Raw genomic sequence first — 25,128 nt, forward strand, 5'->3', positions numbered from 1 at the left:
CTTTTGCGGCTTTTCAGCTAGTTAATAGAAAAATAACAAGGCACCCTGTGCAGCTCGGCAATTTTTGCCGGTCGGTTCCTGCCGCAGACCGTCGTCCCTAGGCACTATGGCCGCGGCGGGCAGGTGCTGCCCTTCCCCTTTCGTCATGTCCGGGCATGACGGAAAGAAATGGGCTGCCGGCGAACTATTCGACCGTGACGCTCTTCGCGAGATTGCGCGGCTGGTCCACGTCCGTGCCCTTGTGGACGGCGGTGTGGTAGGCGAGCAGCTGCAGCGGGATCGAATAGAGGATCGGCGCCACGAACGGATCGCAGTCCGGCAGGCGGATGGTGGCCAGCGTCTTGCCTGGGAATGCGGCGATGCCGGCCGCATCCGACATCATGATCACCTTGCCGCCGCGCGCCAGCACCTCCTGGACGTTGGACGCGGTCTTCTCGAACAGCTCGTCGTGCGGCGCTACGACGATGACGGGCATCTGATCGTCGATAAGCGCGATCGGCCCGTGCTTCATCTCGCCGGCAGCGTAGCCCTCGGCATGGATGTAGCTCAGCTCCTTGAGCTTCAAGGCCCCTTCGAGCGCCAGCGGATAGGAGGTGCCACGACCGAGGTAGAGCACGTCGCGCGCGTCGATCAACGACTTGCCGAGCGCCTCGATCGCCTCCTCGTCGGCCAGCACCTCGGCGATGCGCGACGGCACTTCGGCGAGCGCCGTCGCAAGCTCGGCCTCGCGCTGGGTGTCGATCTTGCCGCGTGCCCGCGCGACCGCGATCGCGAAGCAGGCGAGCACAGCCAGCTGCGCCGTGAAGGCCTTGGTCGAAGCGACGCCGATCTCGGGACCGCACAGGGTCTGCAGCATGACGTCGGCCTCGCGCGCCATGGAGCTTTCCGGCTGGTTGACCAGGACGGCGACATGCTGCTTCTGGCTCTTGGCGTAGCGGAGCGCTGCAAGCGTGTCGGCCGTCTCGCCCGACTGCGAGATGAAGAGCGCCAGGCCGCCCTCCGGCAATTCGGCGGCGCGGTAGCGGAACTCGCTCGCGATATCGACCTCGACCGAGATGCGGGCCAGCTTCTCGAACCAGTATTTGGCCACCAGCGCCGAATGGAACGAGGTGCCGCAGGCGACGATGGTGACGCGCGAGACCTCGGCCAGGTCGAACGGCAGGTCTTGCAGCGCCACGGTGCGGGTCGCCGGGTTGACGAAGGTCGAGAGCGTATCGCCGATGACCGCCGGCTGCTCGTAGATCTCCTTGTGCATGAAGTGGCGATGGTTGCCCTTGCCGATCATGGCGCCCGACAGCGCCGTCTGCTTGATCGGCCGTTCGACCGGCCGGTTGTCGGCATCGAACAGCTGGGCACCGGTCGGCGACAGCACCGCCCAGTCGCCCTCTTCCAGATAGGTGATGCGCTGGGTCAGCATCGCGAGCGCGAGCGCGTCCGAGCCCATATACATCTCGCCTTTGCCGTTGCCGTAGCCGATCGCCGCCGGCGCGCCGCGCCGGGCGCAGATCAGGAGCTCGGGATAGCCCGCGAACAGGATCGTCATCGCGAAGATGCCGTGCAGGCGCGGCAGCGTCTTTGCCACCGCCTCCGTCGGGCTGGCGCCGGCTTCGAGATAGCTGGTCAGGAGGACCGCAACCGCCTCGGTATCGGTGTCGCTGGTGAATTCGCGGCCCTGGGCGAGCATCTCCGCCTTGATCTCGGCAAAATTCTCGATGATGCCGTTATGGACGATGGCGACGCGGTCGGTCGCGATCGGGTGCGCATTGCGCTCGATCGGCGCGCCGTGGGTCGCCCACCGGATATGGCCGATGCCGGTCGTGCCCTCGATCGGGTTCTGGGTCACGCGATCGTAGAGATTCTGGAGCTTGCCCTCGGCCCGGCGCCGCTCGATCCGCCCGTCGACGAGCGTCGCGATGCCAGCCGAATCGTAGCCCCGGTACTCGAGCCGGCGCAGGCCTTCCATGAGAAGGGGCGCCACCTCTGCCTTGCCGATGATGCCGATGATGCCGCACATGAGAATGATCCTTTTCGAAAAATGCTCCGTCCGCCGCCCCGAGCGCTAAGGACGGCCTACCAATTCACGCGTTACTTCTTGTGCTTGGCGCGCTGGAGCGCGCGGAACTCCGCGGCACGGCCCGGCTTGTCGACCTGGCGCGCGCGGCCGATGGCGATCGCGTCCGCCTCGACATCGTGCGTGACCACGCTGCCGGCCGCGGTCATGGCGCCGTCGCCGATCTTGATCGGCGCCACGAGCGAGCTGTTGGAGCCGATGAAGGCGCGCGCGCCGATCTCGGTGCGGTACTTGCCGAACCCGTCGTAGTTCACGGTGATCGTGCCGGCGCCGATGTTGCTCCCGCCGCCGATCGTGGCGTCGCCCAGATACGTGAGGTGGTTGGCCTTCGCCCCCGGGCCCATCTCGGCGTTCTTGAGCTCGACGAAATTGCCGATATGGACGTCATCCGCCAGCACGGTGCCGGGCCGGAGGCGCGCGAACGGGCCGATGATGGCGCCGGCACCGATCCGGGCGCCCTCGATATGGCAGAACGGCTTGATCTGCACCCGGTCGCCGACCGTGACGCCGGGGCCGAACACGACCTGCGGGCCGATCACCACATCGCGGCCCAGAACCGTGTCGGCCGCCAGGAACACGCTCGCCGGATCGACGAGCGTCGCGCCGTTGGCCATTGCGGCCGCGCGCAGGCGCTGCTGCAGGATCGCCTCGGCCGCCGCCAGGTCGGCGCGGGAATTGACGCCGACCAGCTCGTCGGCCGGCGCCTCGACGACGCGCGCGCGCCGCCCGTCGCCGCGCGCGATGCCGACGATGTCGGTCAGATAGAATTCGCCCTTGCTGTTGTCGTCGCGCACCCGGTCGACGAGGCCGAACAGCGCCGCGCCATCAATCACCATCACGCCCGAATTGCAGAGATCGAGCGCCAGGATCCCGGGCGAGGCCTCCACGGCCTCGACGATCGCGTCGAGATCGCCCGAGCCGTCGAGCACCAGGCGGCCGTAGGCGTTGGGCGGCGCCACGCGCATGCCGAGCACGACGACCGCGGCGCCGGTCCGCTCCCGCTCCTCAACCATGCGGGCGAGCGTCTCGACCGTGATGAGCGGCGTGTCGCCATAGACGACGAGTACCGCGTCAAACGGCGCTTCGCCGAGTGCCGCACGGGCGCAGCCGACCGCATGGCCGGTGCCGCGCTGTTCCAGCTGATGGGCGATCGCATGAGGGACGGCCGCAGCCTCGACGCTCGGCATGTCGGGGCCGGCAACCACGACCATCCGGTCCGGGTCGAGCCCGGCACAGGTGTCGAGCACATGGCGCAGCATCGGTCGCCCGGCGATCTCGTGCATCACCTTGGGCAGGGCCGATTTCATCCGCGTCCCCTTGCCCGCCGCGAGCACGACCACCGCCAGCCGGTTCCGAGACATCCCACCCTCCATGAGCCCTCCTAAAAATAGACCGCGACTGAAACCCGCCGGTCAGGTCACAATGTGTGCGGCGCAGAATGTGTCACGCACTCCTTACCGTTTACGAAACAACTTTTGTGAATCGACATGACGGCGAAGCAATTGATCCTGTTCGACCTCGACGGCACGCTCATCGACAGCGCCGGAGACCTGCACGACGCGGTCAATCGGATGCTGGCAGCACTCGATCGCGCGCCGCTGACGCTCACGCAAGTGATCGGCATGATCGGGAACGGCGTGCCGACGCTGGTCAAGCGCGCGCTGGCCGCGAGCCCGGGCGCCCCCGTCGAGCACGAGACGGCGATGATCCATTTCAACCGGGCCTATGATGCGGAGCCGACACGGCTGACGACGGTCTTTCCCGGCGTGGCGACGACGCTCGAGCTGCTCGCGGCGACCGGCCGGCAGCTTGCCGTCTGCACCAACAAGCACGAATCCTCGGCGCGCCATATTCTGGGCAAGCTCGGGCTCGCCCAGTATTTCCGCCACCTGATCGCCGGTGACAGCCTGCCGTTCCGCAAGCCGGATCCACGCGTCATCACGGAAACGCTGTCGCGCCTCAAGCTCACGACCGGGGATGCGGTGATGGTCGGCGACAGCGAGGTCGATGCCGCCACGGCCGCAGCCGCGGGCGTCGATTTCATCCTGATGACCTACGGCTATCACCATGGCCCGGTCGAGGCGATCGCGGCCGACCACCGGCTCGACCGATTCGCCGATCTCGCTCCTCTATTCGTATAATCCCCTGCCGCGCGATCCGTCTCGCCCCGCCTTCGTCAAAGCGGCGGCAGGCTGATCGACAGCACGATCGCCAATTCGCGGAGCACACGCCGCGCCTCGGCGAACGCCAGACGATCGATGGCACCGGCCAGCACGCTGCTGTCGACGCCCTTCTCGTCGAGCGCCGTCCGCACCCCCATGAGCTCCCGTCGGGCGGCAAGGGAATTCCGGGCGAGCAGCGCGTCGAGCGCGGTCATCAGCAGCTTGAGGTCGACCGCGGCCGGCGCCGGTGTCGGTGCTGCGACGGGCACCGGTTCGGCCGGCGTCAGGCCGGACAGCACCTCCGCCATGGCATAGTCGAGTTCAGCGAGCAGCGGCTCCATGCCCGTCGTCTCGCCCGAACGGAGGCCCATCTCGACGTCGGTGACGACCCGCGCGAGCCGCATCGCGGAAAGATTGCCGGCAACCCCCTTGAGCGTATGGGCCCGGCGCGTCGCCTCCTCAAGCGCGCCCTCGCCCAGCGCGCGGCGGATCGCCGTCACGGCATCGGCCTGGGTCCGGCCGAATTCCGCCAGCAGGCGAGACAGAAGCGGGCGATTGCCCCCCAACCGCGCGAGAGCCGATGGGACATCGATGCCGGGCTGTTCATCCATGAGCATGATCTCGGTCGCTGCCAATCCTCGAAACGCCGGCCTCCGGACAATGCCGTCGAGCCGGCGGCCCCCCTTGAGATCGCATCGAATATCACGGCCGAACCAAGGCCGTCGACGCTCGCGACCCCGCTTGCGGGCATCGCTCGACCCCGGTGCGGCATTTGTTCTTGCTGAGGAAGGCCTGTGCAGGATCTAGGCCAGCGAGGAACCAGGTCAGGCAGGACCTAAGCCAGGGCGCGCTCCAGCACGCGGGCAACATGCAGCGCCGGCCGGGCTGCCCCGTCGGCGATCTGGTGCCGGCAGCTGGTGCCGTCGGCAACGATCAGCGCCTCGGGCGGTGCCGCCCGCACAGCCGGCAGCACCGACAATTCGCCGATGCGCATGGCGACGTCGAAATGCTCCACCTCGTAGCCGAAGGCGCCGGCCATGCCGCAGCAGGTCGCCTCAATCGTCTTGACCGTGAGGCCTGGCACCAGCCCCAGCACCGTCGCGACGTCCGGCACGAGGCCGAACGCCTTTTGATGGCAATGGCCGTGCAGGTAGGCTTCGCCGACGCCGATCGGCCGCAGGGCCAGGTTGAGCCGGCCCGTGCGCTGCTCGGCGGCGAGGAACTCCTCGAACAGCATTGCACTCCGGGCGAGCCCCGTCGCCTCTTCCTTGCCCAGCATGCCGGCATACTCGTCGCGGAGCGTCAGCAGGCACGAGGGCTCGAGCCCGACGATCTTCGCGCCCCGCGCGAGGAACGGTGCCAGCGCCGCGATCAGGCGGCGCGCCTCGACCCGGGCTTCGTCGATCAGGCCGGCGGCAAGGAACGTGCGGCCACAGCACAGCGGCCGTCCGTTGCGCGGCGGCTCGACCACCCGATATCCCGCGGCCAGCAGCACGCGACGGGCGGCCCTGAGGTTCTCCGGCTCGAAGCTGCCGTTAAACGTGTCGGCGAGCAGGACAACTTCCGCCCCCTCGCCCTCAGCCGCCATCGGCCGCCACGCATCGGCGCGCCAGGCCGGCAGCGAGCGGCGGCGCGACAGGCCGAGGGCGCGCTCACCCAGCGCCGCCAATGCCGGAACGCGGTTTCGCAGATTCAGAATTGCCGCAAAATGCCTTGCGAGATGCGCGTAGCGCGGCAGGTACGCGACGAGCCGCTGCCGCACCGTAAGCCCATGTCGCCGCTGCCAATGGTGCAGGAACTCGAGCTTCATGCGCGCCATGTCGACACCCGTCGGACATTCGCGCTTGCAGCCCTTGCAACCGACGCACAGATCCATCGTCGCCTTCATGGCGTCCGAGGTGAGCGCATTCGGGCCGAGCTGGCCCGAGAGCGCCAGGCGCAAGCTGTTCGCCCGGCCGCGCGTCACGTCCTGCTCGTCCTCGGTCGCCCGGAAGCTCGGGCACATGACACCCGGGTCGGATTTGCGGCAGGTGCCGTTGTTGTTGCACATCTCGACGGCATTGAGGAACCCGCCCCACTCCGACCAGTCGAGCGCGGTCTCGAGCGGCAGCGCCTGATAGTCCGGCCGATAGCGCATCAGGCTGCGGTCGTCCATGCGCTGGGGTCGGACGATCTTGCCAGGATTGAAGAGGCCGTCCGGATCGAACGTGTCCTTGACCCGCTCGAACGCGCGCACGATGCGCGGCCCGAACATCGCCTCGTGGAACTCCGAGCGGACGAGCCCGTCGCCGTGCTCGCCGGAATGGGCACCCTTGTACTCGCGCACGATGGCGAAGGCTTCCTCGGCGATCCGGCGCATCTTCGCGACATCCTCGCCGTCCTTCATGTTGAGCACGGGGCGGACATGCAGGCAGCCGACCGAGGCATGGGCGTACCAGGTGCCCTCGACCCCGTTGCGGCCGAAGAGATCGGTCAGGCGCTGGGTATAGTCGGCGAGATCGTCGAGCGGCACCGCGCAATCCTCGATGAACGAGACCGGTTTGCCGTCGCCCTTCATCGACATCATGATGTTGAGCCCGGCCGAGCGCACCTCGGCGAGCTTCGCCTGAAACGCCGGGTCGACCGCCGGCACAATCGCGTCGGGATATCCCAGATCGCCCATCATTTGGTCGAGCTCGGCCATCTTGCCGAGCAATGCCGCGTGATCCTCGCCCGAGAACTCGACCAGCAGGAGTGCCTCGGGCTCGCCCTTGACCGCCCGCTCGATGGTCGGCGCGAAGGCCGGGATCTTGCGCGCGAGATCGATCATGGTGCGGTCGACCAGCTCGACCGCCGAGGGGCCTAGCGTCACGATGTACCGGGTCGACGCCATGGCGTCGTAGAAATGGGCGAAATGGCAGATCGCCTGAACCCGATGCTTCGGCAGCCGGTGCATGCGCAGCTGGATCTTGGTGAAGAAGCCCAGCGTGCCTTCGGATCCCACCAGCAGCTTCGCCAGGTTGCGCGGGCGCTCACCCAGCGTCTCGATGTTGTAGCCGCCGACCTTGCGCAGCACCTTCGGGATGCGCGCCGCGATCTCGTCGGCCTCCTCGACATAGAGATCGTCCATGCTGCGCACGAGATCGGCGTAGCGATCGGTGGCGCCCGGCAGATTGCCGCCGGTCTCGGCGAAGCGCGCCTGGGCGCCATCGGCCAGGATCGCGTCCACGGCCAGCACGTTGTGCACCATGATACCGTACTGGATCGAACGGGCGCCGCAGGAATTGTTGCCGGTCATGCCGCCGATCGTCGCCCGGTTGGCCGGCGACACGTCGATCGGAAAGCTGAAGCCGCTGGGCTTCAGGATCTTGTTCAGGCGATCCAGCACGATGCCCGGCTCGACCGTGACGGTCTCGCTCGCGACGTCGGTCTCGAGCACCCGGTTCAGGTGGCGGCTGGTGTCGAGCACCAGCGCGCGGCCCACCGTCTGGCCGCATTGCGAGGTGCCGGCGCCGCGCGGCAGCACCGGCACGCCCTCCTCGCGCGCGATCTCGATCGCGGTCGCCACGTCGGCCGCCGTCCGCGGGATGACGACGCCGATCGGCTCGATCTGATAGATGGAGGCGTCGGTCGAGTAGCGCCCGCGCGTGAAGGGATCGAACCGGACCTCGCCTTCGACGGCGGCGGCCAAGCGCCGCGCGAGCCTCGGATCGCCCGGCCGCACCTGCTCCATCCGCCTCATCCCACAGCTCCATTTTGCATGCAATCTGGAAGAGCGGCACGCTAGCACCGATTTTCAGCGAAGAATAGCACGTGGGAATTGCATGCAAGATGTCGGCAGGCCTCTCTCGGTCGGCCGCTGCGTGCCCTTCTCCATTGTGGCATCATACCGCCAATTGCGGGTCGCGGAGGGGAAAGCGAGATGCGTGCGCACCGAGAATGGTCCCGCTCGTGCCGGGGCGCCGGGCTCATTCTGGCGCTCGCCACGAGCGCGTGCGCGGCCCCGCCCGGCCCCAGCCCCACCGAAGCGCGCAGCGGCCGGTTCGACGTGGCACTGGCGCACATGTATCTGGATGGCAGCGGCGTGCCGCGGGACGACACCAAGGCCGCCTATCTGCTGTCGAACGCGTCCGCGCTCGGCAATGTCGACGCCACGGAGATGCTGGGCCAGCTCTACGCCGACGGGCGCGGCGTGCACCGCGACGACGATCTCGCGACCAGCCTGTTCCGCGCTGCCGTCGATGGCGGCAATGTCGCAGCCCTGACCGACCTCGGCCGGATGCTGGAAACCGGTCGCGGCAACGGTCGGGACCCGAATGCGGCGCTCCGCTACTACGAGCGCGGCATGGCCGCCGGCGACCAAAATGCGCGCGACAATTACAAAAGATTGAAAAAGTCGCTCGACGCTGCGCCGACGCCGTCGGCAGCGCCGCCATCCAATCCGCAGATCACCGCCAAAGCGCTCACGCCGCCGACGTGATCCTGGGTTGCGCCCAAGGAATCTGCAGCGGCAATCACTTTTTCGCTGTTACAAAGCCACACACTCGGATACAATCTGTTACATGGTTCGAGGGGATCGGACCGGGGGCGCCACGCACTTTCAGATCTTTTTCGACGGCCGGGCCTATGACCCGGCCGTTGCTATTTGGGCCCCGGCCACCCGGTTCGAGGCCGCCCGGTTACAGCTGGTCCATCACCTCCTCGCGCAGCGCGGTCTGCCGCCGCAGCACCGCTGCCTGCACCGGCCCCTGCCATGCTTGGGGCACGATCTCGAGCAGAGCCCGCTCCAGCGTCATCAGCCCCGCCCATTCCTCGTTCGCCCCGCCGCGCGTCAGGCGCTTGCGCCCCTCGATGCTGCGCAGGATCCGGCTCCACAGCGCCTGATGCGCCTGGGGCAGCCGGCCGGCCGCGAGTTCCGCCGCGAGCCGGACCGACGGCGCATCGGCCGCGGCACCCGCCGGCGCCCGGCCGGCGGCGATCTGGGCGAGCAGCAGCAGCGCGGGCCCAAGTTCATTCTGGTCGCCCAGCACGTCCTTAAGCAGGCTCGGCGCGTCGATCAGACAGGCGGCGAACTCGTCGAGCAGACCCATGCCGACCGCCGACGGATTGGGTTTGGCCAGGTCGAGTACGATCTCGAGCTTGCCGTAGAGACTGACGCCCTTGAAATGGGCGGACAGGCTGCGGAACGCCCAGAAGCGGAAATCCTCGGGCGCGACGCGGCCCTCGAGCGCGTCGAGCAGCGCGTCGAGCCCCTCGGGCCCGAGGCGCGGCATGTTTCGTTCCGCCTGGGCCGCCTTGACCCGAAGCCGGGCGCGATCGACCAGATTGCCGAGGAAATTGCTGCGCTGGCGCTCGGTATCGCCCTCCTGCGCCCGCGCCGCCCGGCTGATCGCCGTATTGATCGCACTGTCCTGCTGCAGGACCGCCTGCGAGGTCGCCTCATAGGTCACGAGCTCGATCGGCGTCGCCCCAAGCTTGTCGAGCAACGGACGCAGCATCGTGCCGATGGCCCTGCAGGCGGGGCGCGCGAACAAATCGTCGAGCCCCCGGCAGACCGGAACCGGGCCGGCCACATCGAGCACGGCAACCTTCTTGTCGGCCGGCACGGGCGGCGCCTGGCGTGACAGGACCTCGGCACGCGTGACGAAGCCATCGGCCCGCTCGCGCTCGCGCACCACACGCACGGCCGAGACGCCGGTCTGGCTGAGAACGGCCGATGCCGCCGCCTCGACCCGCCGCTCCAGCTTTTCATAGTCGAGCCGGTCGAACGGGCGGCCAAGCTCGTCGCGGCCGTCGTCGATCACCTGGACGATCTGCCAGCGCTGATCGACGAGCGCCAGGATCTCGTACCGCAAGCGGCGACTCTTGTAAAACTCACCCATCGCTCGACCATTCGCCCGGGAAACCACTATCGGAGGCTATCGTCCGGCCCCTGATGCTCAGCCATCTGGGCGCGCGGGGTTTGAACCGGCGCGCGAGGGCACGCTATCCTGCCCGAGGGGGCGGCACGCCGGCAAGGCGACGATCGCCGAAGTTGAATCGCAGAAGTTGAATTGCAGGGGCAGGATGGTCGAGGCACGCCTCAAGACGGAAATCTGGGTCCAGGCGGCCGTGCGGCGCGCCAATCTCGACGGCGGCATCGTGACCGTGGTCGCCAAGGGCGATCCGACGAGCGGCAGCGTGCTGGTCAAGGTCAACCGTTTCGCCGACGGCTGCGAAGTGCTGGCCGAGACGCGCGATCCGGACGGCGCGCGCGCCTGGTACCGCGGCACCGGCGCCGTTCCGGTCGATGAGCCGACGGCCGACGCCTATATCGAGCGCGCCCGCCGGCGCGACCCCGACCTGTGGGTGATCGAGGTCGAGGACCGCGACGGCCACCTGCCGTTTGCCGGCAAGATTCTTTCGACCTGAGCGAGCGCGCGCCTTGTCGGCCGGGCATTGCGCCGCCTCGGTCCGGATGGCTTAATCCCGCGGCAACGGGGCGCCTGGATTGCCGGCCGTCCTTGCTCGCCAAAGATTGGGTATCGGACGGGATCGGTATCGGACGGGATCGGCATAGCATGACATTTCAGGTTTGGGTCCGCACACTCGGGCTGGCTCTCGTCGTCATCATCCTGTCCTTGGGATCCGCGGCGCATGCCCAGGACGACAACCGCAGCAAGAATCAGCAGCTGATCCAGAGCTTCTCGCCCTATGAGCGGGCGATGTACCTGAAGCAGCGCGGCGAGTATGCCAAGGCGATCGAAATCCTGGAGCCGATGGCAGCGCAAGGGCACGGCTTCGAGCAGGCGGAACTGTCGCTCGGCCAGTGTTATATCGCGAGCGCCGCGACGGCGCCCTCGCCCGAAGCCGGGCACGACGCGCTGGTCAAGGGGACGAAATGGATCCTGACCGCGGCCGACGCCGGCTTTCCAGCGGCCCAGGTGCAATTGATCCACATGATGCTCGAAGGCGGCCGCTTCAAAGTCGAGCCGGTCGCCGCCGGCATGTGGTACCTGGTCTGGCGGCGCAACCCCGGCCGTCTGCAGACCGGCGTCTCCGACCTCGACCCGCCGCTGCTGCAGAAGCTGCATTCGACGCTGAGCCCGGAAGACTGGCAGAAGGCCGAGGCGCAGGCGAACGCCTGGCAGCCGCACTAGCCGCGGCTAAGATTTCTTGGCGACGCTCTCGACGAGGGCGACCCAGGCGCGCACCCGCTCGGCGTTGCCGCCGAAGTCGGTCCAGCCGAAGCGCGCCCGGCTTTCGATCGCGAAGCTCGATTTGCCGTCCGGCAGGGGCACGAATTCGATCGTGACGATATCGGGCAGGCGCAGGAGCGGCGAATGCTGGACATAGACGATCTTTCGCCGCTCGCCGTCGCCGGCGACGAGCTTGACGCGGGGTTGGCGCGCGACCGCTTCGCTCCAGAGATCGCGCAGCTGCTCCCACTCCATCGCGAAGACCGGCGCCTCGGCATCGGGCGCCCGGCTGCAGAAGTCCTTTGGGCACATGAGGAAGCGGCCCTGCTTCTCGACCGCCGGCAGATGGTTGAAGTCGACCAACTCACCCTCGGCCACGCGATCCTCGGCATCGCGTCCCATGACGATGCGGATGACGATCAATCCCGCGAGAACGAGTCCCGCGACCGCGAGCATCCCACCCAATGTTTTCTTCTTCACGCTCACAAGGTCCGCTCTGCCGCTGCCGGGACGCCGGTATATCGCCGGCCAAGCCTTCTGGCGCGCCGGTCTTTTGACGCACCGGTCTTTTGACGCACGGGCCTTGTAACGCAATTGGCCGCGCGCGTCAGGTCTCTCGGCACCGGTCGCGACCGGTGGCAAAGATGCATGGGATTTTACTTATCCTTAAGCCTGACGCCGCCATCCTGCGCGCAGTCTCTCCTCTCGCGGTTCCGGAACATCCCCATGAATGCGCCGCCCGACCAGCCTCTCAACCCGGCGGCACTCGCTTTCCTGGTCGAGCAGACGGCACCGCTCGAAGCCGGCTCCGTCACGGTCGGCCACGACGGAGCCATCGCGCGGCGGGAACCGCGGGGGCCCATTCGCTTCGGCTTTCGCTTTGCCGGCCGGACATTCGAGGCCGAGGCGCGCCCGGACGCGGACGCGCTCCTCGTCGAATTCACGACCGAGATCGGCACCCTGCCCTATTCGGTCGAGAACCGCGTGCTGCGCAGCCGGCTGCTGCGCGTGCTGGCCGGCCTGCGCGGCACCGGCCTCGAGTGGGAGCTGAGCCCCAGGCAGGGCGTGCGCGTCGGCGGGCGGACCCGGCTCACGACGCCGGCGATCGCGACGCGCATCGTGACCGCGGTCGTGACCGCGCTGCTGCCGGTCAAGGCCTATTTCGACCTGCTGGACGAGGTGCTGACGCCGCCACCGGCGGATGATGCGGAAGCGACGGGCTGACGACTTCCCGCTGGCTATTTACCACGGCCGCGGAACATGCCGATCGCCACTTCGTCGAGCTGCGCCTGCTCGCGCGCGTCGCGCTTCCGGCGTGCCCGCTCCTGGGCCGCCTCGGCCGCGAGCTCGAACTTCTTCAGCTCCGCAAAGGCATCCTTGAGCGCATCGCGCGCGTGCTCAACCTGGCCGTCGACCTCGGCGATCGAACGGTTGAGCTTCTCGCGCCGCTCGATGACCCGCTCCGCATAGGCACCGTAGGTGAGGCTCGCCTCGAAGGACGCCTGGGCCGCCGCCTGCTCGCGGAGTGCCTCGGCCTCGAGGTCCGCCAGGTCCTGGCGCAGCCGGTCTGCGAGACGTATCAGTTCGCCGAGACGCCGCTGCGCCTCGTCGACCGTCCATTTATGCAGGCGAATCTGGCTCTGGAACGGCTTCACGCGTCGGCTCCGATCAGGATCTGGGCCAGGTCGGCGTAGCCTTGCGCGAGCGTCGACAGCTCGCGCTTGCCTTGCGCCAGGAACTTCTCGATCGCGGGGTAATAGTCGATGGCCTGGTCGATCTTGGCATCGCTGCCACGGCGATAGGCGCCGAGGCGGATGAGCTCCGCCATGTTCTCGTAGGTCGCGGCGAGCGCCCGCGCCTTCTGCACCAGCGCGTTCTCCTCGTCGGAATTGCAGCCGGGCATGGTGCGCGAGACCGAGCGCAAAATGTCGATCGCCGGATAGCGGCCACGCTCGGTGATGCGGCGGTCGAGCACGATATGGCCGTCGAGGATGCCGCGCACCGCGTCGGCGATCGGCTCGTTATGGTCGTCGCCCTCGACCAGCACGGTGAAAAGCCCGGTGATGCTGCCGGCGCCGGTGCCGGGCCCGGCGCGCTCGAGCAACCGCGGCAGTTCACCAAACACGGTCGGCGTATAGCCCTTGCTGGCGGGCGGCTCGCCGGCCGAGAGCCCGATCTCGCGCTGCGCCATGGCGAAGCGGGTGACGCTGTCCATCAGGCACAGCACGTCCATGTCCTGGTCGCGGAAATATTCGGCGACCGAGAGTGTCAGATAGGCCGCCTGCCGACGCATGAGCGAGGATTCGTCCGAGGTCGCGACCACGACGACGCTGCGCGCCAGGCCTTCCTCGCCCAGATCGTCCTCGATGAATTCCTGCACCTCGCGGCCGCGCTCGCCGATGAGGCCGATGACGCTCGCGTCGTTTGCGGTGTAGCGCGCCAGCATCGACAGCAGCACGGATTTGCCGACGCCGGAGCCGGCGAAGATGCCCATGCGCTGGCCGCGGCAGCAGGTCAGGAACGTGTTGAGCGCGCGCACGCCCAGGTCGACCTTGCCTTGCACACGCTTCCGCGCATGCGCCGGCGGCGGCAGGTTCCGGAGCGGATAGGCCAGCGGCCCCTGCGGCAGCGGCCCCTTGCCGTCGATCGGCTCGCCCATCGCGTTCACCACGCGGCCGAGCCAGCGGCGGTCGGGAAAGATCGCCGGCGGCACCAGCGCCACTTCGACGCGGTTGCCGAGCCCGATGCCGGTCAGAGGCCCGAACGGCATGACGAGCGTGCGGCCCTCACGGAAGCCGATCACCTCGCACGGCAGCGGCGCGTCATGGTCGCGGATGATGAGGCAGCGCCCGCCGATGGTGAGCCGGCGCTCGATGCCGCCTACCTCGACCAGCATGCCGAGGATCGCGGTCACGCGCCCCCAGTAGCGATGGGCCGCGAGGCTTCCAACCGCCTGCGAGATCCCTTCGAGCAGCATCGCCTTTCCGTATGGATGGTCCGTATGGGTGGGCTGGCCGATTGCCCAACGATGCTCGAGATGATGCCGTTTCCTGCTTAAGCAAGTTTTAACGCCGCATCGACGCGCGGTTGTGGCGCGGTAAATCTTTTCTTAACGCTCGCCCCGCATTTTGTTAACCTTAACCAAGGTTAATTGGAGCACCTAGGAGTCCGTCATGCGGGTACTGATCGTCGAAGATGATACCGCCACGTCGGCCACGATCGAGCTTGTGCTTAAAGCCGAAGGCTTCATTTGTGACACCACCGACCTGGGTGAGGACGGGCTCGAGATCGGCAAGCTGTACGATTACGACATCATCATCCTCGACCTGATGTTGCCCGATATCGACGGCTACGAGGTGCTGCGCCGGCTGCGCGCGGCGCGTGTGCGCACGCCGATCCTGATCCTGTCGGGCCTGGGTGAGCTCGATCACAAGATCAAGGGCCTGGGTTTCGGCGCCGACGACTTCCTGACCAAGCCGTTCGACAAGCGCGAGCTCGTCGCCCGCATCCACGCCATCATCCGGCGCGCCAAGGGCCATTCGGAGTCGGTCATCCGCACCGGCCGCTTCACGGTCAACCTCGACACCCGCACGGTCGAGGTCGACGGCAAGCCGCTGCACCTGACCGGCAAGGAGTACGGCATCCTCGAGCTCCTGTCGCTCCGCAAGGGCACGACGCTCACCAAGGAGATGTTCCTCAATCATCTCTACGGCGGCATGGACGAGCCGGAGCTCAAGATCATCGACGTCTTCGTCTGCAAGCTGCGCAAGAAGATGGCGAACGCCACCAACGGCGAGAACTACATCGAGACGGTCTGGGGCCGCGGCTACGTGCTGCGCGACCAGCCGACCGCGGAATCGGCCGCAAGCGGGGCGCGCCAGCCCGCCGCCTGATCGGCAACGCCTCTCAAACGAAAACCCGACCGGGCGATTAGCCTGGCCGGGTTTTTTTGATTCCGGCAGCGAATGGGCGTGTCCCCGTGCCCGTCCACGCAATTTTTGCGTGCCCTGCGGCAACTCACGTGTGGACTTGTCGGCAAAAGCAGGGAAATCTGGGTTAAGTCTGAGGATAAGAACCGGCATCGATCGCACCTTTTCAACCCAGAACAATGGGATAGAGGGAGGACGACATGCCGAAATTCAGTGCCGCGGCCGCCATAGCGGTGGCCGGATTGTTGCTGGGCGGGCTCTTGTGGGGCGCGGGGACCGCGCAGGCGGCCGGGCCCAAGACCGTGGCTGGTCCGAGCAAGGATCCCACCTGCTTCGCACCCTGGACCGACAAGACGAAATTCTTCCAGTACCCGGCGAAGAAAGGCCCCTATCGGGTGGCGCTCGCCAACGGCTTCATCGGCAATACCTGGCGCATCCAGATGATCAAGACGGCGAAGGCCTATGCCGACCAGCCGTCCGTCAAGGCCGACCTCAAGGAATTCAAGGTCGTCTCGACCGGCGAGGACATCGCGGCCCAGATCGCCGCGGTCAACAACTTCATCGATTCCGGCTATGACGCCGTCATCGTCGATGCCCAGAACCCGACCGCGTTCAAATCCGTGGTACGGCGCGCCAACCAAGCCGGCGTGGTACTGGTCGCCTTCGACAACACGATCGACACGGACGAGGCCATCAACGTCAACGTCGACCAGAAGGGGCTCGGCGAATATTGGGGCCACTGGCTGGTCCAGACCGTGCCGAACGGCGGCACGATCCTCGAGGTGCGCGGCGTCGCCGGCACCTCGGTCGACACGGACCGGCACGAGGGCATCCAGGAAGTGCTGAAGGCATCCGGCAAGCCGTTCCAGACGGTCGAGGTGGTCGGCAAGTGGGACGACGGCACGGCCCAGAAAGTGACGGCCGACGCGATCGCCGTGCACAAGCATTTCGACGGCATGACCGCCCAGGGCGGCTCGACCGGCATGGTCCGAGCCTTCATGGACGCGAAGCAGTCGTTCGTGCCGGCGGCAGCCGAAACCGAGAACGGCTTCCGCAAGCTGTGCGCTGCCCACGGCAAGGAGGGGCTGAAATGCGCGTCCGGCGGCACCGGCCCGGCCCAGGTCGCAGTCGCCATCAAGACCGCGATCACCGCCCTCAAGGGCGATATCGTGCCGCAATCGATCAAGCTGCCGCTGGCCCATGTCGAGGACCCGAACTTCAAGGACGGCGACAGCTACTTCGCGCAGCAGACCGATAATTTCTTCGTCGGCAATGCGTTTCCGACCTGCGGCATCAACTTCACCGCCCAGGAGATCATGGGCCAGTCGGAAGGCAACCAGTAGGCGCCGGCTGCACCGCCGGGACGCCGGAGAGGTGCCGGCGTCCCCCTTGCTGCATCGCCCGGAGAGAACCATGGATGGTGGCGTGCCCCTGTTCGGCATGGAGGGGATTTCCAAGCGCTACGGCGGCGTGAGCGCGCTCCGCCAGGCGTCGCTGACACTCCACGCCGGCCGCATCCACGCGCTGCTGGGCGAGAACGGCGCCGGCAAGTCCACGCTCATCAAGATCATGTCGGGCGTGGTCCAGCCCGACGAGGGCCGCCTCGCGTTCGAGGGACGGGAAGTCCGGTTCCCACGGCCCGCGGCGGCGAACCAGGCCGGCATCGTCTGCATCTTCCAGGAACTGTCGCTCGTGCCGGATCTCTCGGTCGCCGACAATCTGTTCATCGCCGATCCGCCGCGCCGCTTCGGCCTGGTCGACCGCCGGGCGCAGCGCGCCCGGGCCGAGGAATGGCTCGAGCGCGCGGGCGCTGCGGACATCCACCCGCTGGCGCTCGTCAAGGATCTGCCGCTATCGCGGCGCCAGATGGTCGAGATCGCGAAGGCGCTCGCCCGCCGCCCGCGCATCCTGATCCTGGACGAGGCAACGTCCGCGCTGACGGCCGCGGACGTGACCAAGGTCTTCCGCGTGCTGAAGCGCCTGCGCGAGGAGGGGTTGGCCCTGCTCTACATCTCGCACCGCATGCAGGAGATCGCGGAGCTGGCGGACGACTGCACCGTGTTCCGCAACGGCCGGAATGTCGCGACCTATGCCGCCGGCAGCAAAACCGACGCCGAGGTGGTCGAGCTGATGATCGGCCGGGAATACAGCCACATCTTCCCGCCGAAGCCGCCGCCGGTGCCGGCCGCGGCGGCGCCGGTGCTGGAAGCGCGCGGGCTCGGCTGGACGAACCGCCTGAAGGACATCTCGCTCGCCGTCCGGCCGGGCGAGATCGTCGGACTGGGCGGGCTCGACGGCCAGGGCCAGCGCGAGCTGCTGCTGGCCCTGTTCGGCGTGCTGAGCGGCCTTTCGGGCGAGGTGCTGGTCGACGGGCGCGCCGTCGCGATCGGCGGACCGGGCGCCGCCAAGGCGAAGCGGATCGGCATGGCGCTCATCCCCGAGGACCGCAAGACCGAGGGGCTGATGTTGCCGATGTCGGTGCGCGACAATCTGAGCTTCGCCGCCTTGGGCCGGCTCGCGCGCGGCGGCGTGATCGACCGGGTGGCCGAAGCCCGGGCGATCGACGAGATGCTGCGCCTGCTCGCGATCAAGGCCGCCGGGGTCGACATTCCCGTGGGCGCGCTCTCGGGCGGCAACCAGCAGAAGGTCGTGATCGCAAAATGGCTGATGCTGGCGCCGCGCATCATCCTCTTGAACGACCCGACGCGCGGCATCGACGTCGGCACCAAGCAGGAGATCTACCAGCTGCTGCGCAAGCTCGCCGACGAGGGTGTGGCGATCCTGTTCTATTCGACCGATTACGACGAGCTCATCGGCTGCTGCGACCGGGTGCTGGTGCTCTATGACGGCGCCGTCAGCCGCGAGCTCGCCGGCGACGATCTGACGGAGCGGGCGCTCGTCGGCAGCGCGCTTAACATCGCGGCATCATCCGGGGAGGCCGGCCATGTGCCGGCGGTGGGCGCATGAGAGGCGACTGGCGCTACCATTTCGCCGAGCATCGCGGCACGCTGCTGGCCGCCCTGGTCTTCGTCCTGATGTTCGCGGTCTACACCGGCAATCACCCGGCCGGCTTCAGCGCGAATGTCGTGCAGACCGCGGCCAACAAGGGCGTGCTCCTGGCCCTGCTCGCGATGGCGCAGAGCTTCGTCGTGCTGACCTCGGGCATCGATCTCTCGATCGGCGCCGTGTTCATCCTTTCCAACTGTCTTGCATCCTGGATCGTCGACGGCTCGCCGGCCATGACGGCGCTCGGCGTCCTGGGCGTGCTCGCGGCCGGGATCGCCTGTGGCGCCGTCAATGGCGCGCTCGTCATCTTCGGCCGGCTGCAGCCGATCGTCGCGACCATCGCGTCCGGCGCCATCTATTTCGGCGTGGCGCTGGCGCTCCGGCCCGACCCGGGCGGCGACGTCAATGGCGACCTGGCCGACACGCTCACCGGCCAGCTCGCGGGCGGCATTCCGGCGAGCCTCGTCGTGCTGCTGGGCGTCGTGCTGCTGATCTGGCTGCCGTTCCGGCGTTCGGCCCTCGGCCGCGCCGTCTATGCCGTGGGTTCCTCCGAGGCCGCCGCCTACATGTCCGGTGTCGCGACCGAGCGCGCGAAATTCGCCGCCTACACGCTGGCCGGCCTGTTCGCGGCGATGGGCGGGCTCATGCTGACCTTCTTCACCTATTCGGGCGAGGCCTCCTCGTCGAACGCGGCCACCTACACGCTGAACTCGATCGCAGCCGTCGTGCTGGGTGGCGTCTCCCTGTTCGGCGGCACCGGCAGCGCCGTCGGTGCCATCTTCGGCGCGCTCATCTTCCGCACGATCAACGACTTGTTGTTCGTGTTCGACCTCGACCCCTTGTGGCAGCCGCTGTTCCTCGGCCTGGTCCTGCTCGTCTCCGTCTGCATCGGATCGCTGCGCCTGCTCCACCTCCGCAACCGTCTCGATCTGTTCGGGTGAGGCCCATGAACCAGGATCATGCCAAGCCCGACCCGTTCCGCCTCGCGCACGCGTTGCGCGGCATCGACCGCGCGGTGGCGACGGCGTTCGCCTGCATCCTCGTCGTGCTGCTGGTGGGCAGCCTCTATTCGTCCAATTTCCTCTCCGCCGACTACCTTCTGCAGCAGTTGCAGGTCGCCTCGTTCCTGGCCATGGCCTCGACCGGCCTGATGATCGTCATCCTGCTGGGCCAGATCGACCTGTCAGTGCCCTGGGTCATGACGGTCGGCGCCATGATGTCGACGGCCGCCGCCGGCTGGGGGCCGGCCGGCGTCTGGGTGGCCATCCCGTTCGGCATCCTGTGCGGCATGCTGTTCGGCCTGGTGAACGGCATCGGCGTCGCCTATCTGCGCGTGCCGTCAATGATCTTCACGCTCGGCACGAATGCGGTGGCGCAGGGCCTCATGATCCTGCGCACCGGCGGAGCCGCCCCGCAGGACATGGCGACCGGCGCCATGCGCGACCTTGCGACCGGGCGGACCCTGCTGGGCATACCGAATGCGGTCTGGATCTGGGTGCTGGTCGGTGCGGCGACCGTCTTCACCCTCAAGCGCACGGTGTTCGGCCGTGCGGTCTATGCCATCGGCAACAGCGAGCGCGCCGCCTATCTCTCCGGCAGCTCGACGCGGCGCATCACGGTCTTGGCCTTCATGCTGTCGGGCGCGCTCTCGGCGTTCGGCGGCGTGCTGCTCGCCGGCTATTCGACCAAGGCCTATCAGGGCATGGGCGATCCCTACCTGCTGCCGGCGATCGCCGCCGTGGTGCTGGGCGGCACCTCGATCCTGGGCGGGCGCGGCACCTACCTCGGTACGGTCGCGGGCGTGGTGCTGATCACGCTCCTGCAGTCGATCCTGTCGATCATGCAGATCGAGGAGGCGATCCGCCAGATCGTCTACGGCGTTACTATCATCCTGATGCTGCTGCTCTACGGCCGGGCCGCGGCGACTTGAGACATGGCACGCCGCTCACGCGTCCGGATCGCTCGGGTCAGGCGCACCCATGGCCTGGCCCTCGGCATCGAGCCAGGCGCTGAGCGCCTGGACCGCCGCATCGTCGGCGCGGCCGTTGGGGGTGACGCGCCAATAGCCGCGCGCCTCGAGCTTCGGCCCGTCGAGCGGTGCCACGAGGCGGCCCGCGGCAAGCTCGTCCGCCAGGATCGGCAGCGGGCCAAGAGCCACGCCGAGCCCGTCCGCCGCGGCCTGGAGCGTCAGGTAGAAATGATCGAAGCGCTGATTGCCGGCAACCGCGAGGCCCTGCTGGCCGGCCGCCGACAGCCAGCGCTGCCAGGCGCCGGGCCGCGTGTCGGCATGGAGCAGCGTGTGATGGGCAAGATCGACGGACTGGCGCACCGGCTGGCGTTCGGCCAGCACCGGGCTCATCACCGGCACCTCCCATTCCGCCAGGAACGGCGCCGCCATGCAGCCGGACCAGGTATCAGGCCCGCGCCGGATCGCGACGTCGAACGGTTCGCGCACCTCGTCGAGCGGCCGGTCCGAGGTCACGAGGCGCAACGCCACGTCCGGATGCCGCTGCTGGAATCCCGCGAGCCGCGGCAGGAGCCAGCGCATGCTGAAGGTCGGCAGCGCGTTTACGGTCAGGCTTCTGACCGCATTCGCCTCGGTCAGGCGCCGGGTCGCCTCGGCCATGCCGTCGAACGCGCGGCTCATCGCCTCCAGATAGTCGCGCCCTGCCGCCGTCAGCCGGACCCGCCGGCCGAGCCGGTCGAACAGCGGCGTGCCGAGCCAATCCTCGAGCGACGCAATCTGCCGACTGATCGCACCGTGGGTCACGAGCAGCTCTTCGGCGCCGGCCGTGAAGCTGCCGCGGCGCGCCGCAGCCTCAAAGGCGCGCAAGGAACTCAAGGGGGGCAGGCGACGGCGCATCTATTGTGACTTTCTCTCACGAGGAACGCGATGATAACTCGTTTGTGCCGGCAGCGCACTTCCGTCATGGATAACCCATGACGAGCGCACCTATGACCGATGACCAATCTGCGGCGGCCAAGGTCAGTGCGCGCGATCTGTTCCTCGGCTTTCTGACGGTCGGCGTCCAGGGCTTCGGCGGCGTGCTGCCCTGGGCGCGCCGGATGATCGTTGAGGAGCGGCACTGGCTCAGCGAGGTCGAATTCACCGACCTGCTGAGCCTGTGCCAGCTTCTGCCCGGGCCGAACATCGTCAATCTGTCGATCGCGCTCGGCAACCGCTTCGCCGGTCCCCTGGGCTCGCTTGCGGCCGTGACCGGCCTGCTCGCCGCCCCCTTCGCCATCGTGCTCGCCCTCGGCATGCTCTATGCCGCCTACGGCAACAGCGCAGCGCTGGGCGGCGTGTTCCGTAACCTGGGCGCCGCGGCAGCCGGCCTCGTGCTCGCGACCGCCTGGAAGGTCGCCAAGCCCTATATCAAGCGGCCGGAGGCGATAGTGGTCGCCGCGATCGCGTTCGTCGCGGTCGTGGGCTTCGGCTGGCCGCTCGTCTATGTCGTGCTGGCGCTGGCGCCGATCAGCATCGCCTGGGTCTGGCGGCTCGCGCGATGAAGCCGGATGTGCTCGGCACCCTTATCCGCCATTTCGTGCTCCTGTCGCTGGTCGCGATCGGCGGCGCCAACGCGGTCGTGCCCGAGATGCACCGTGTCGCGGTCGAGCTCGAGCATTGGATGACCGACCGGCAGTTCGCCGAGCTGTTCGCGCTCGCCAACGCGGCGCCGGGGCCGAACGTGCTGATGGTCAGCCTGATCGGCTTTCAGGCGGCAGGATTCATGGGCGCCGTCGCCGCAACCGTCGCGATGTGCGCACCGTCCTGCGTCCTCACCTATTTCGCCGTGCGCCGCTGGGAGCGGAGCCGCAATGAGCGAGTGAAGCGCATCGTCCAGCGTGGCCTGGCACCGGTCACGATCGGGCTGGTCGCGGCGAGCGCCTATCTGCTCACGCGGGCAGCGATCCACGATTGGCTAGGCGCCGTGCTCACCGCCGGCACCTTCGCGCTCATGGCCATGACCAAGTACAACCCGCTCTGGATCTTCGGCCTCGCGACGGCGCTGGGGCTGGTCGGGATTTCGTAGGTCGGTAAACGGCACCTCTCCCTCAATCGTCATGGCCGGGCTTGACCCGGCCATCCACGCGCCGGTTGCCGCGCGCATCTGCTGCCGCCTGGCCGCGATACGTGGATCCCCGGGTCAAGCCCGGGGATGACGGAGAAGAGAGATGGCCTTAGAAAACCTCGGCGTCAGGCGGGGATAACGGGCCAGAAGCCGATCAGAGCCCCGCGACCTTCGCCGCTGCGGTCGCGTTGCCGTGGTGATAGATGCCGCGGTGGTTCACCATCGGCTGGAACTTGTCGGTGATGCCCACCACCGTCTCGGCACCGCCCAGATAGAGGAAGCCGTCGGACGCCAACTGCTTCGCCATGCGCTCCAGCACCATCTGCTTCGTCGGCTGGTCGAAATAGATCAGCACGTTGCGGCAGAAGATGACGTCGAACTGGCCAAGACCGGCCAAGTCGTCCAGCAGGTTGAACGGCCGATAGCGCACCATTTCGCGGATCGAGCTGTCGATCTGCCAGCGGTCGCCCGCCTGCTTGAAATATTTGACGAGCAGCTGGATCGGCAGGCCGCGTTGCACCTCGAACTGCGAATAGAGCCCGGCCTGCGCCTTGGCCAGGATCTCGGTCGAGAGATCGGTCGCCAGGATGTCGATGTTCCAGCCGATGAGCTTCTGCCGCTCCTCCTTGAGCATCATGGCGAGCGTATAGGGCTCCTGCCCACTCGAGCAGGCGGCCGACCAGATCTTGATCGTGCGCGTCTGGGCACGCGACTGCAGCAGGTAGGGCAGCACCACCTGTTTGAACTGATCGAACGGCTTGATGTCGCGGAAGAAGAAGCTTTCGTTCGTGGTCATCGCCTCGACCACGTCGCGCACCAGCCCGGCCTCGGAACGGGTCCTGAGCCGCATCACCAGCTCGTCGAGGCTTTTGAGGTTCCATTTGCGCGCGACCGGCAGCAGGCGGCTTTCCAGCAGATACGCCTTGTCCTTGGTGAGCGTCAGGCCGGACCGGTCCTTGATGAGCTTCGAGAGCAGGTTGAAATCGTCGATATTCATGCCCCTGCCCTCGTCGCGACCTTCCGGACGTACGACGCGATCTCCGCAAGCGGCAGAACCGCGCTGCAGAGCCCGGCCGTCGCCACGGCGCCAGGCATGCCCCAGACGACGCTCGTCGCCTCGTCCTGCGCGATGACCGCGCCGCCGGCCGCCACGACCGCCTCGCTCCCCTTGAGCCCGTCCTGCCCCATGCCCGTCAGAATGACAGTGAAAATGCGCCGGGCATAGAGTTTGATCAGGCTGCGCAGCATCGGATCGACCGATGGCCGGCAATAGTTTTCCGGCGGCGTCTTCAGGAGCTTCACGATCTTCTGCGCGCCGTGCGCCTCGATGGTCATATGGAATTCGCCGGGCGCCACATAGATGTGCCCGCCCTGGAGCGCCATGCCCTCGGCCGCTTCATGGGTCGGGATACCGCTCGCCCGCTCGATATGCTCGGCCAGGATCGTCGTGAAGGTCGCCGGCATGTGCTGGGTGATGACGATCGGCTGCTGCAGGCCCGGCTTCAGGGCCGCGAGCACGGCGAAGAGCGCCTGCGGGCCGCCGGTCGAGGAGCCGATGGCGATGATCTCGGGGACTTCCGTCGGCGCCGGCCGGAGCGACAGCGGCCCGCGGCCAGCGGCCAGCGCTGTCGGGCGCAGCGGTGCCAGGCCGGGCGCGCCCGTTGGGCGCGCTGCGGGCGACACGACGTGCGTCGAACCTGCGTGCGGGGTGCCTGTCTGGATCGGACTGGGCGCCGCCGGCGCACCGATCGGGCGGTGGATCGGCGCCGGAGCCTGGGCGGCGGCGGAATGGGCCGGCGCATGCGCCGGCGCGGCCGTCGGTCCCTGGGGATGCGGCACGGCGATGCCGGCGGCGCGGCGGCGGACGGCGCCCAGCGCCTTGACCTTGGCAGCGAGCTCGGCCTTGAAATCGGCCGCGGCGTTGAGCGCCATCGAGGTCGTCGGCTTCGCCAGGTAATCGGCGGCACCGGCGGCCAGCGCCTTCATGCTGATCTCGGCGTTGCGCCGGGTCAGCGTCGACGCCATCACGACCTGCAGGTTGGGCTGCGCCTCGATCATCTTCGGCAGCGCCGTCAGCCCGTCCATGACCGGCATCTCGATGTCGAGAATGCAGACCTCGATCGAATGGCGGGCGAGCGCGCTCAGCGCCATCTGCCCGTTCGACACGGTCGTGACGACGTGGATCTCGGGATCGGCCTCGAGGCTGCGCGAGATCAGGCCGCGGATGACGGCACTGTCGTCGCATACCATGACCCGATATGGCCCGCCGCCCTGATCGGCGACCGGCCCCGGCGGCGAGGTTCCGGACAAGGGTGACCTGCCGTCGGTCACAACAGCCCGACTTGCGCGAACTTGGCGTGGATGATGTCGCTGTCGAACGGCTTCATGATGTATTCGTTGGCACCGGCGCCGATCGCCGCCTGGATATGCGCGATATCGTTCTCGGTGGTGCAGAACACCACGATCGGCGCATCGCCCCCCTTGGCCTGGCGCAGCTCGATCAGGAACTCGAGCCCGTTCATCACCGGCATGTTCCAGTCGAGCAGCACCACGTCCGGCATGCGGCGTATGCAGGCTTCGAGCGCCAGCTTGCCGTCGGCCGCCTCCTCGATCTCGAAATCGAGATCTTCAAGGATGCGCCGCGCGACCTTTCTTACAACTCGGGAATCATCGACGATCAGACAAAACTTCATGACCAAACTCCAGGCGCCGAGGCGTGTGAAATCGACA

General features: G+C 67.8%; 24 protein-coding genes. 12 read left to right on the plus strand and 12 right to left on the minus strand.

Features of this window, described 5'->3' with window-relative positions:
• Positions 1–184: 184 nt before the first annotated feature.
• On the minus strand, positions 185–2,014 hold the full coding sequence (gene glmS, locus IEY58_RS23420) for a glutamine--fructose-6-phosphate transaminase (isomerizing) (protein WP_189050324.1): 1,830 nt from the start codon (positions 2,012–2,014) through the stop codon (positions 185–187).
• A 71-nt stretch (positions 2,015–2,085) separates the two neighbouring features.
• On the minus strand, positions 2,086–3,432 hold the full coding sequence (gene glmU / locus IEY58_RS23425) for a bifunctional UDP-N-acetylglucosamine diphosphorylase/glucosamine-1-phosphate N-acetyltransferase GlmU (RefSeq protein ID WP_189050325.1): 1,347 nt from the start codon (positions 3,430–3,432) through the stop codon (positions 2,086–2,088).
• 126 nt (positions 3,433–3,558) lie between these two features.
• Here glmU and gph point away from each other — a divergent pair, with 126 nt between their 5' ends.
• Positions 3,559–4,212 (plus strand): phosphoglycolate phosphatase, encoded by a 654-nt coding sequence (gene gph, locus IEY58_RS23430; RefSeq protein ID WP_189050326.1) that lies wholly within the window; start codon positions 3,559–3,561, stop codon positions 4,210–4,212.
• 35 nt (positions 4,213–4,247) lie between these two features.
• Here the strand turns inward: gph and IEY58_RS23435 are convergent, their stop codons facing one another.
• Entirely contained in the window at positions 4,248–4,844 is a 597-nt protein-coding gene (locus IEY58_RS23435) for an Hpt domain-containing protein (protein ID WP_189050327.1), read from the minus strand.
• Between the two features lie 224 nt (positions 4,845–5,068).
• A complete protein-coding gene (locus tag IEY58_RS23440) occupies positions 5,069–7,954 on the minus strand; it encodes an FAD-binding and (Fe-S)-binding domain-containing protein (protein ID WP_189050328.1) in 2,886 nt (961 codons plus the stop codon).
• A gap of 180 nt (positions 7,955–8,134) precedes the next feature.
• Here IEY58_RS23440 and IEY58_RS23445 point away from each other — a divergent pair, with 180 nt between their 5' ends.
• The gene (locus IEY58_RS23445; protein WP_189050329.1) at positions 8,135–8,692 is read left to right on the plus strand and encodes a tetratricopeptide repeat protein; all 558 of its coding nucleotides are present in this window, start codon (positions 8,135–8,137) and stop codon (positions 8,690–8,692) included.
• Positions 8,693–8,891: 199 nt separating this feature from the next.
• Here the strand turns inward: IEY58_RS23445 and IEY58_RS23450 are convergent, their stop codons facing one another.
• Positions 8,892–10,067 (minus strand): hypothetical protein, encoded by a 1,176-nt coding sequence (locus tag IEY58_RS23450; protein ID WP_189050331.1) that lies wholly within the window; start codon positions 10,065–10,067, stop codon positions 8,892–8,894.
• A 211-nt stretch (positions 10,068–10,278) separates the two neighbouring features.
• Between IEY58_RS23450 and IEY58_RS23455 the strand changes: the two genes are divergently transcribed.
• Positions 10,279–10,623: a DUF1491 family protein gene (locus IEY58_RS23455; RefSeq protein WP_189050333.1), complete on the plus strand. Its 345-nt coding sequence runs from the start codon at positions 10,279–10,281 to the stop codon at positions 10,621–10,623.
• A 149-nt stretch (positions 10,624–10,772) separates the two neighbouring features.
• Positions 10,773–11,351 (plus strand): sel1 repeat family protein, encoded by a 579-nt coding sequence (locus IEY58_RS23460; RefSeq protein WP_189050335.1) that lies wholly within the window; start codon positions 10,773–10,775, stop codon positions 11,349–11,351.
• Positions 11,352–11,357: 6 nt separating this feature from the next.
• Here the strand turns inward: IEY58_RS23460 and IEY58_RS23465 are convergent, their stop codons facing one another.
• The gene (locus IEY58_RS23465; RefSeq protein WP_189050337.1) at positions 11,358–11,870 is read right to left on the minus strand and encodes a DUF1499 domain-containing protein; all 513 of its coding nucleotides are present in this window, start codon (positions 11,868–11,870) and stop codon (positions 11,358–11,360) included.
• A 246-nt stretch (positions 11,871–12,116) separates the two neighbouring features.
• Between IEY58_RS23465 and IEY58_RS23470 the strand changes: the two genes are divergently transcribed.
• Positions 12,117–12,614 (plus strand): hypothetical protein, encoded by a 498-nt coding sequence (locus IEY58_RS23470; protein ID WP_189050339.1) that lies wholly within the window; start codon positions 12,117–12,119, stop codon positions 12,612–12,614.
• Between the two features lie 14 nt (positions 12,615–12,628).
• Here the strand turns inward: IEY58_RS23470 and fliJ are convergent, their stop codons facing one another.
• A complete protein-coding gene (fliJ, locus tag IEY58_RS23475) occupies positions 12,629–13,045 on the minus strand; it encodes a flagellar export protein FliJ (RefSeq protein ID WP_189050341.1) in 417 nt (138 codons plus the stop codon).
• Positions 13,042–14,367: a flagellar protein export ATPase FliI gene (fliI, locus tag IEY58_RS23480; protein WP_189050343.1), complete on the minus strand. Its 1,326-nt coding sequence runs from the start codon at positions 14,365–14,367 to the stop codon at positions 13,042–13,044. The genes fliJ and fliI overlap by 4 nt, the downstream gene beginning before the upstream one ends.
• 196 nt (positions 14,368–14,563) lie before the next feature.
• On the opposite strand from fliI, the gene ctrA reads away from it, so the two are divergent.
• The 5 genes from ctrA to IEY58_RS23505 all read left to right on the plus strand — a co-directional run bounded on the left by ctrA (position 14,564) and on the right by IEY58_RS23505 (position 20,255).
• On the plus strand, positions 14,564–15,283 hold the full coding sequence (gene ctrA / locus IEY58_RS23485; protein WP_189050344.1) for a response regulator transcription factor CtrA: 720 nt from the start codon (positions 14,564–14,566) through the stop codon (positions 15,281–15,283).
• Between the two features lie 236 nt (positions 15,284–15,519).
• Complete coding sequence (locus IEY58_RS23490) at positions 15,520–16,662, plus strand: sugar ABC transporter substrate-binding protein (RefSeq protein ID WP_189050346.1); 1,143 nt, start codon at positions 15,520–15,522, stop codon at positions 16,660–16,662.
• 70 nt (positions 16,663–16,732) lie between these two features.
• Complete coding sequence (locus tag IEY58_RS23495; protein ID WP_189050348.1) at positions 16,733–18,286, plus strand: sugar ABC transporter ATP-binding protein; 1,554 nt, start codon at positions 16,733–16,735, stop codon at positions 18,284–18,286.
• Complete coding sequence (locus IEY58_RS23500; protein ID WP_189050350.1) at positions 18,283–19,266, plus strand: ABC transporter permease; 984 nt, start codon at positions 18,283–18,285, stop codon at positions 19,264–19,266. Before IEY58_RS23495 ends, IEY58_RS23500 begins: the two co-directional genes overlap by 4 nt.
• Positions 19,267–19,271: 5 nt before the next feature.
• Complete coding sequence (locus tag IEY58_RS23505; RefSeq protein ID WP_189050352.1) at positions 19,272–20,255, plus strand: ABC transporter permease; 984 nt, start codon at positions 19,272–19,274, stop codon at positions 20,253–20,255.
• Between the two features lie 15 nt (positions 20,256–20,270).
• Here IEY58_RS23505 and gcvA read toward each other — a convergent pair whose 3' ends face one another.
• The gene (gene gcvA / locus IEY58_RS23510; RefSeq protein ID WP_189050354.1) at positions 20,271–21,188 is read right to left on the minus strand and encodes a transcriptional regulator GcvA; all 918 of its coding nucleotides are present in this window, start codon (positions 21,186–21,188) and stop codon (positions 20,271–20,273) included.
• Positions 21,189–21,265: 77 nt separating this feature from the next.
• Between gcvA and IEY58_RS23515 the strand changes: the two genes are divergently transcribed.
• Together IEY58_RS23515 and IEY58_RS23520 are read left to right on the plus strand one after the other, a co-directional pair.
• Positions 21,266–21,835, plus strand: a complete 570-nt coding sequence (locus IEY58_RS23515) for a chromate transporter (RefSeq protein ID WP_189050356.1) — start codon at positions 21,266–21,268, stop codon at positions 21,833–21,835.
• Positions 21,832–22,359, plus strand: a complete 528-nt coding sequence (locus tag IEY58_RS23520; RefSeq protein WP_189050357.1) for a chromate transporter — start codon at positions 21,832–21,834, stop codon at positions 22,357–22,359. Before IEY58_RS23515 ends, IEY58_RS23520 begins: the two co-directional genes overlap by 4 nt.
• Before the next feature lie 193 nt (positions 22,360–22,552).
• Here IEY58_RS23520 and IEY58_RS23525 read toward each other — a convergent pair whose 3' ends face one another.
• The 3 genes from IEY58_RS23525 to IEY58_RS23535 form a co-directional block, all read right to left on the minus strand.
• The gene (locus tag IEY58_RS23525) at positions 22,553–23,395 is read right to left on the minus strand and encodes a CheR family methyltransferase (protein ID WP_189050358.1); all 843 of its coding nucleotides are present in this window, start codon (positions 23,393–23,395) and stop codon (positions 22,553–22,555) included.
• Positions 23,392–24,648: a protein-glutamate methylesterase/protein-glutamine glutaminase gene (locus IEY58_RS23530; protein WP_189050475.1), complete on the minus strand. Its 1,257-nt coding sequence runs from the start codon at positions 24,646–24,648 to the stop codon at positions 23,392–23,394. The genes IEY58_RS23525 and IEY58_RS23530 overlap by 4 nt, the downstream gene beginning before the upstream one ends.
• 77 nt (positions 24,649–24,725) lie before the next feature.
• On the minus strand, positions 24,726–25,091 hold the full coding sequence (locus IEY58_RS23535) for a response regulator (protein WP_189050359.1): 366 nt from the start codon (positions 25,089–25,091) through the stop codon (positions 24,726–24,728).
• Between the last annotated feature and the right edge of the window lie 37 nt (positions 25,092–25,128).

The organism is Aliidongia dinghuensis (genome assembly GCF_014643535.1).
Classification (GTDB): domain Bacteria; phylum Pseudomonadota; class Alphaproteobacteria; order ATCC43930; family CGMCC-115725; genus Aliidongia; species Aliidongia dinghuensis.

What these genes read in the sequence shown, in the direction of transcription:
- IEY58_RS23530 (WP_189050475.1), bottom strand. Translation starts at nt 24,648, where the DNA reads ATGGTATGCGACGACAGTGCCGTCATCCGCGGCCTGATCTCGCGCAGC.
- IEY58_RS23505 (WP_189050352.1), top strand. Translation starts at nt 19,272, where the DNA reads ATGAACCAGGATCATGCCAAGCCCGACCCGTTCCGCCTCGCGCACGCG.
- glmU (WP_189050325.1), bottom strand. Translation starts at nt 3,432, where the DNA reads ATGTCTCGGAACCGGCTGGCGGTGGTCGTGCTCGCGGCGGGCAAGGGG.
- IEY58_RS23500 (WP_189050350.1), top strand. Translation starts at nt 18,283, where the DNA reads ATGAGAGGCGACTGGCGCTACCATTTCGCCGAGCATCGCGGCACGCTG.
- IEY58_RS23515 (WP_189050356.1), top strand. Translation starts at nt 21,266, where the DNA reads ATGACGAGCGCACCTATGACCGATGACCAATCTGCGGCGGCCAAGGTC.
- IEY58_RS23440 (WP_189050328.1), bottom strand. Translation starts at nt 7,954, where the DNA reads ATGAGGCGGATGGAGCAGGTGCGGCCGGGCGATCCGAGGCTCGCGCGG.
- IEY58_RS23435 (WP_189050327.1), bottom strand. Translation starts at nt 4,844, where the DNA reads ATGGATGAACAGCCCGGCATCGATGTCCCATCGGCTCTCGCGCGGTTG.
- ctrA (WP_189050344.1), top strand. Translation starts at nt 14,564, where the DNA reads ATGCGGGTACTGATCGTCGAAGATGATACCGCCACGTCGGCCACGATC.
- IEY58_RS23470 (WP_189050339.1), top strand. Translation starts at nt 12,117, where the DNA reads ATGAATGCGCCGCCCGACCAGCCTCTCAACCCGGCGGCACTCGCTTTC.
- IEY58_RS23535 (WP_189050359.1), bottom strand. Translation starts at nt 25,091, where the DNA reads ATGAAGTTTTGTCTGATCGTCGATGATTCCCGAGTTGTAAGAAAGGTC.
- IEY58_RS23460 (WP_189050335.1), top strand. Translation starts at nt 10,773, where the DNA reads ATGACATTTCAGGTTTGGGTCCGCACACTCGGGCTGGCTCTCGTCGTC.
- IEY58_RS23520 (WP_189050357.1), top strand. Translation starts at nt 21,832, where the DNA reads ATGAAGCCGGATGTGCTCGGCACCCTTATCCGCCATTTCGTGCTCCTG.
- glmS (WP_189050324.1), bottom strand. Translation starts at nt 2,014, where the DNA reads ATGTGCGGCATCATCGGCATCATCGGCAAGGCAGAGGTGGCGCCCCTT.
- IEY58_RS23490 (WP_189050346.1), top strand. Translation starts at nt 15,520, where the DNA reads ATGCCGAAATTCAGTGCCGCGGCCGCCATAGCGGTGGCCGGATTGTTG.
- fliI (WP_189050343.1), bottom strand. Translation starts at nt 14,367, where the DNA reads ATGCTGCTCGAAGGGATCTCGCAGGCGGTTGGAAGCCTCGCGGCCCAT.
- IEY58_RS23495 (WP_189050348.1), top strand. Translation starts at nt 16,733, where the DNA reads ATGGATGGTGGCGTGCCCCTGTTCGGCATGGAGGGGATTTCCAAGCGC.
- gcvA (WP_189050354.1), bottom strand. Translation starts at nt 21,188, where the DNA reads ATGCGCCGTCGCCTGCCCCCCTTGAGTTCCTTGCGCGCCTTTGAGGCT.
- IEY58_RS23445 (WP_189050329.1), top strand. Translation starts at nt 8,135, where the DNA reads ATGCGTGCGCACCGAGAATGGTCCCGCTCGTGCCGGGGCGCCGGGCTC.
- IEY58_RS23455 (WP_189050333.1), top strand. Translation starts at nt 10,279, where the DNA reads ATGGTCGAGGCACGCCTCAAGACGGAAATCTGGGTCCAGGCGGCCGTG.
- gph (WP_189050326.1), top strand. Translation starts at nt 3,559, where the DNA reads ATGACGGCGAAGCAATTGATCCTGTTCGACCTCGACGGCACGCTCATC.
- IEY58_RS23525 (WP_189050358.1), bottom strand. Translation starts at nt 23,395, where the DNA reads ATGAATATCGACGATTTCAACCTGCTCTCGAAGCTCATCAAGGACCGG.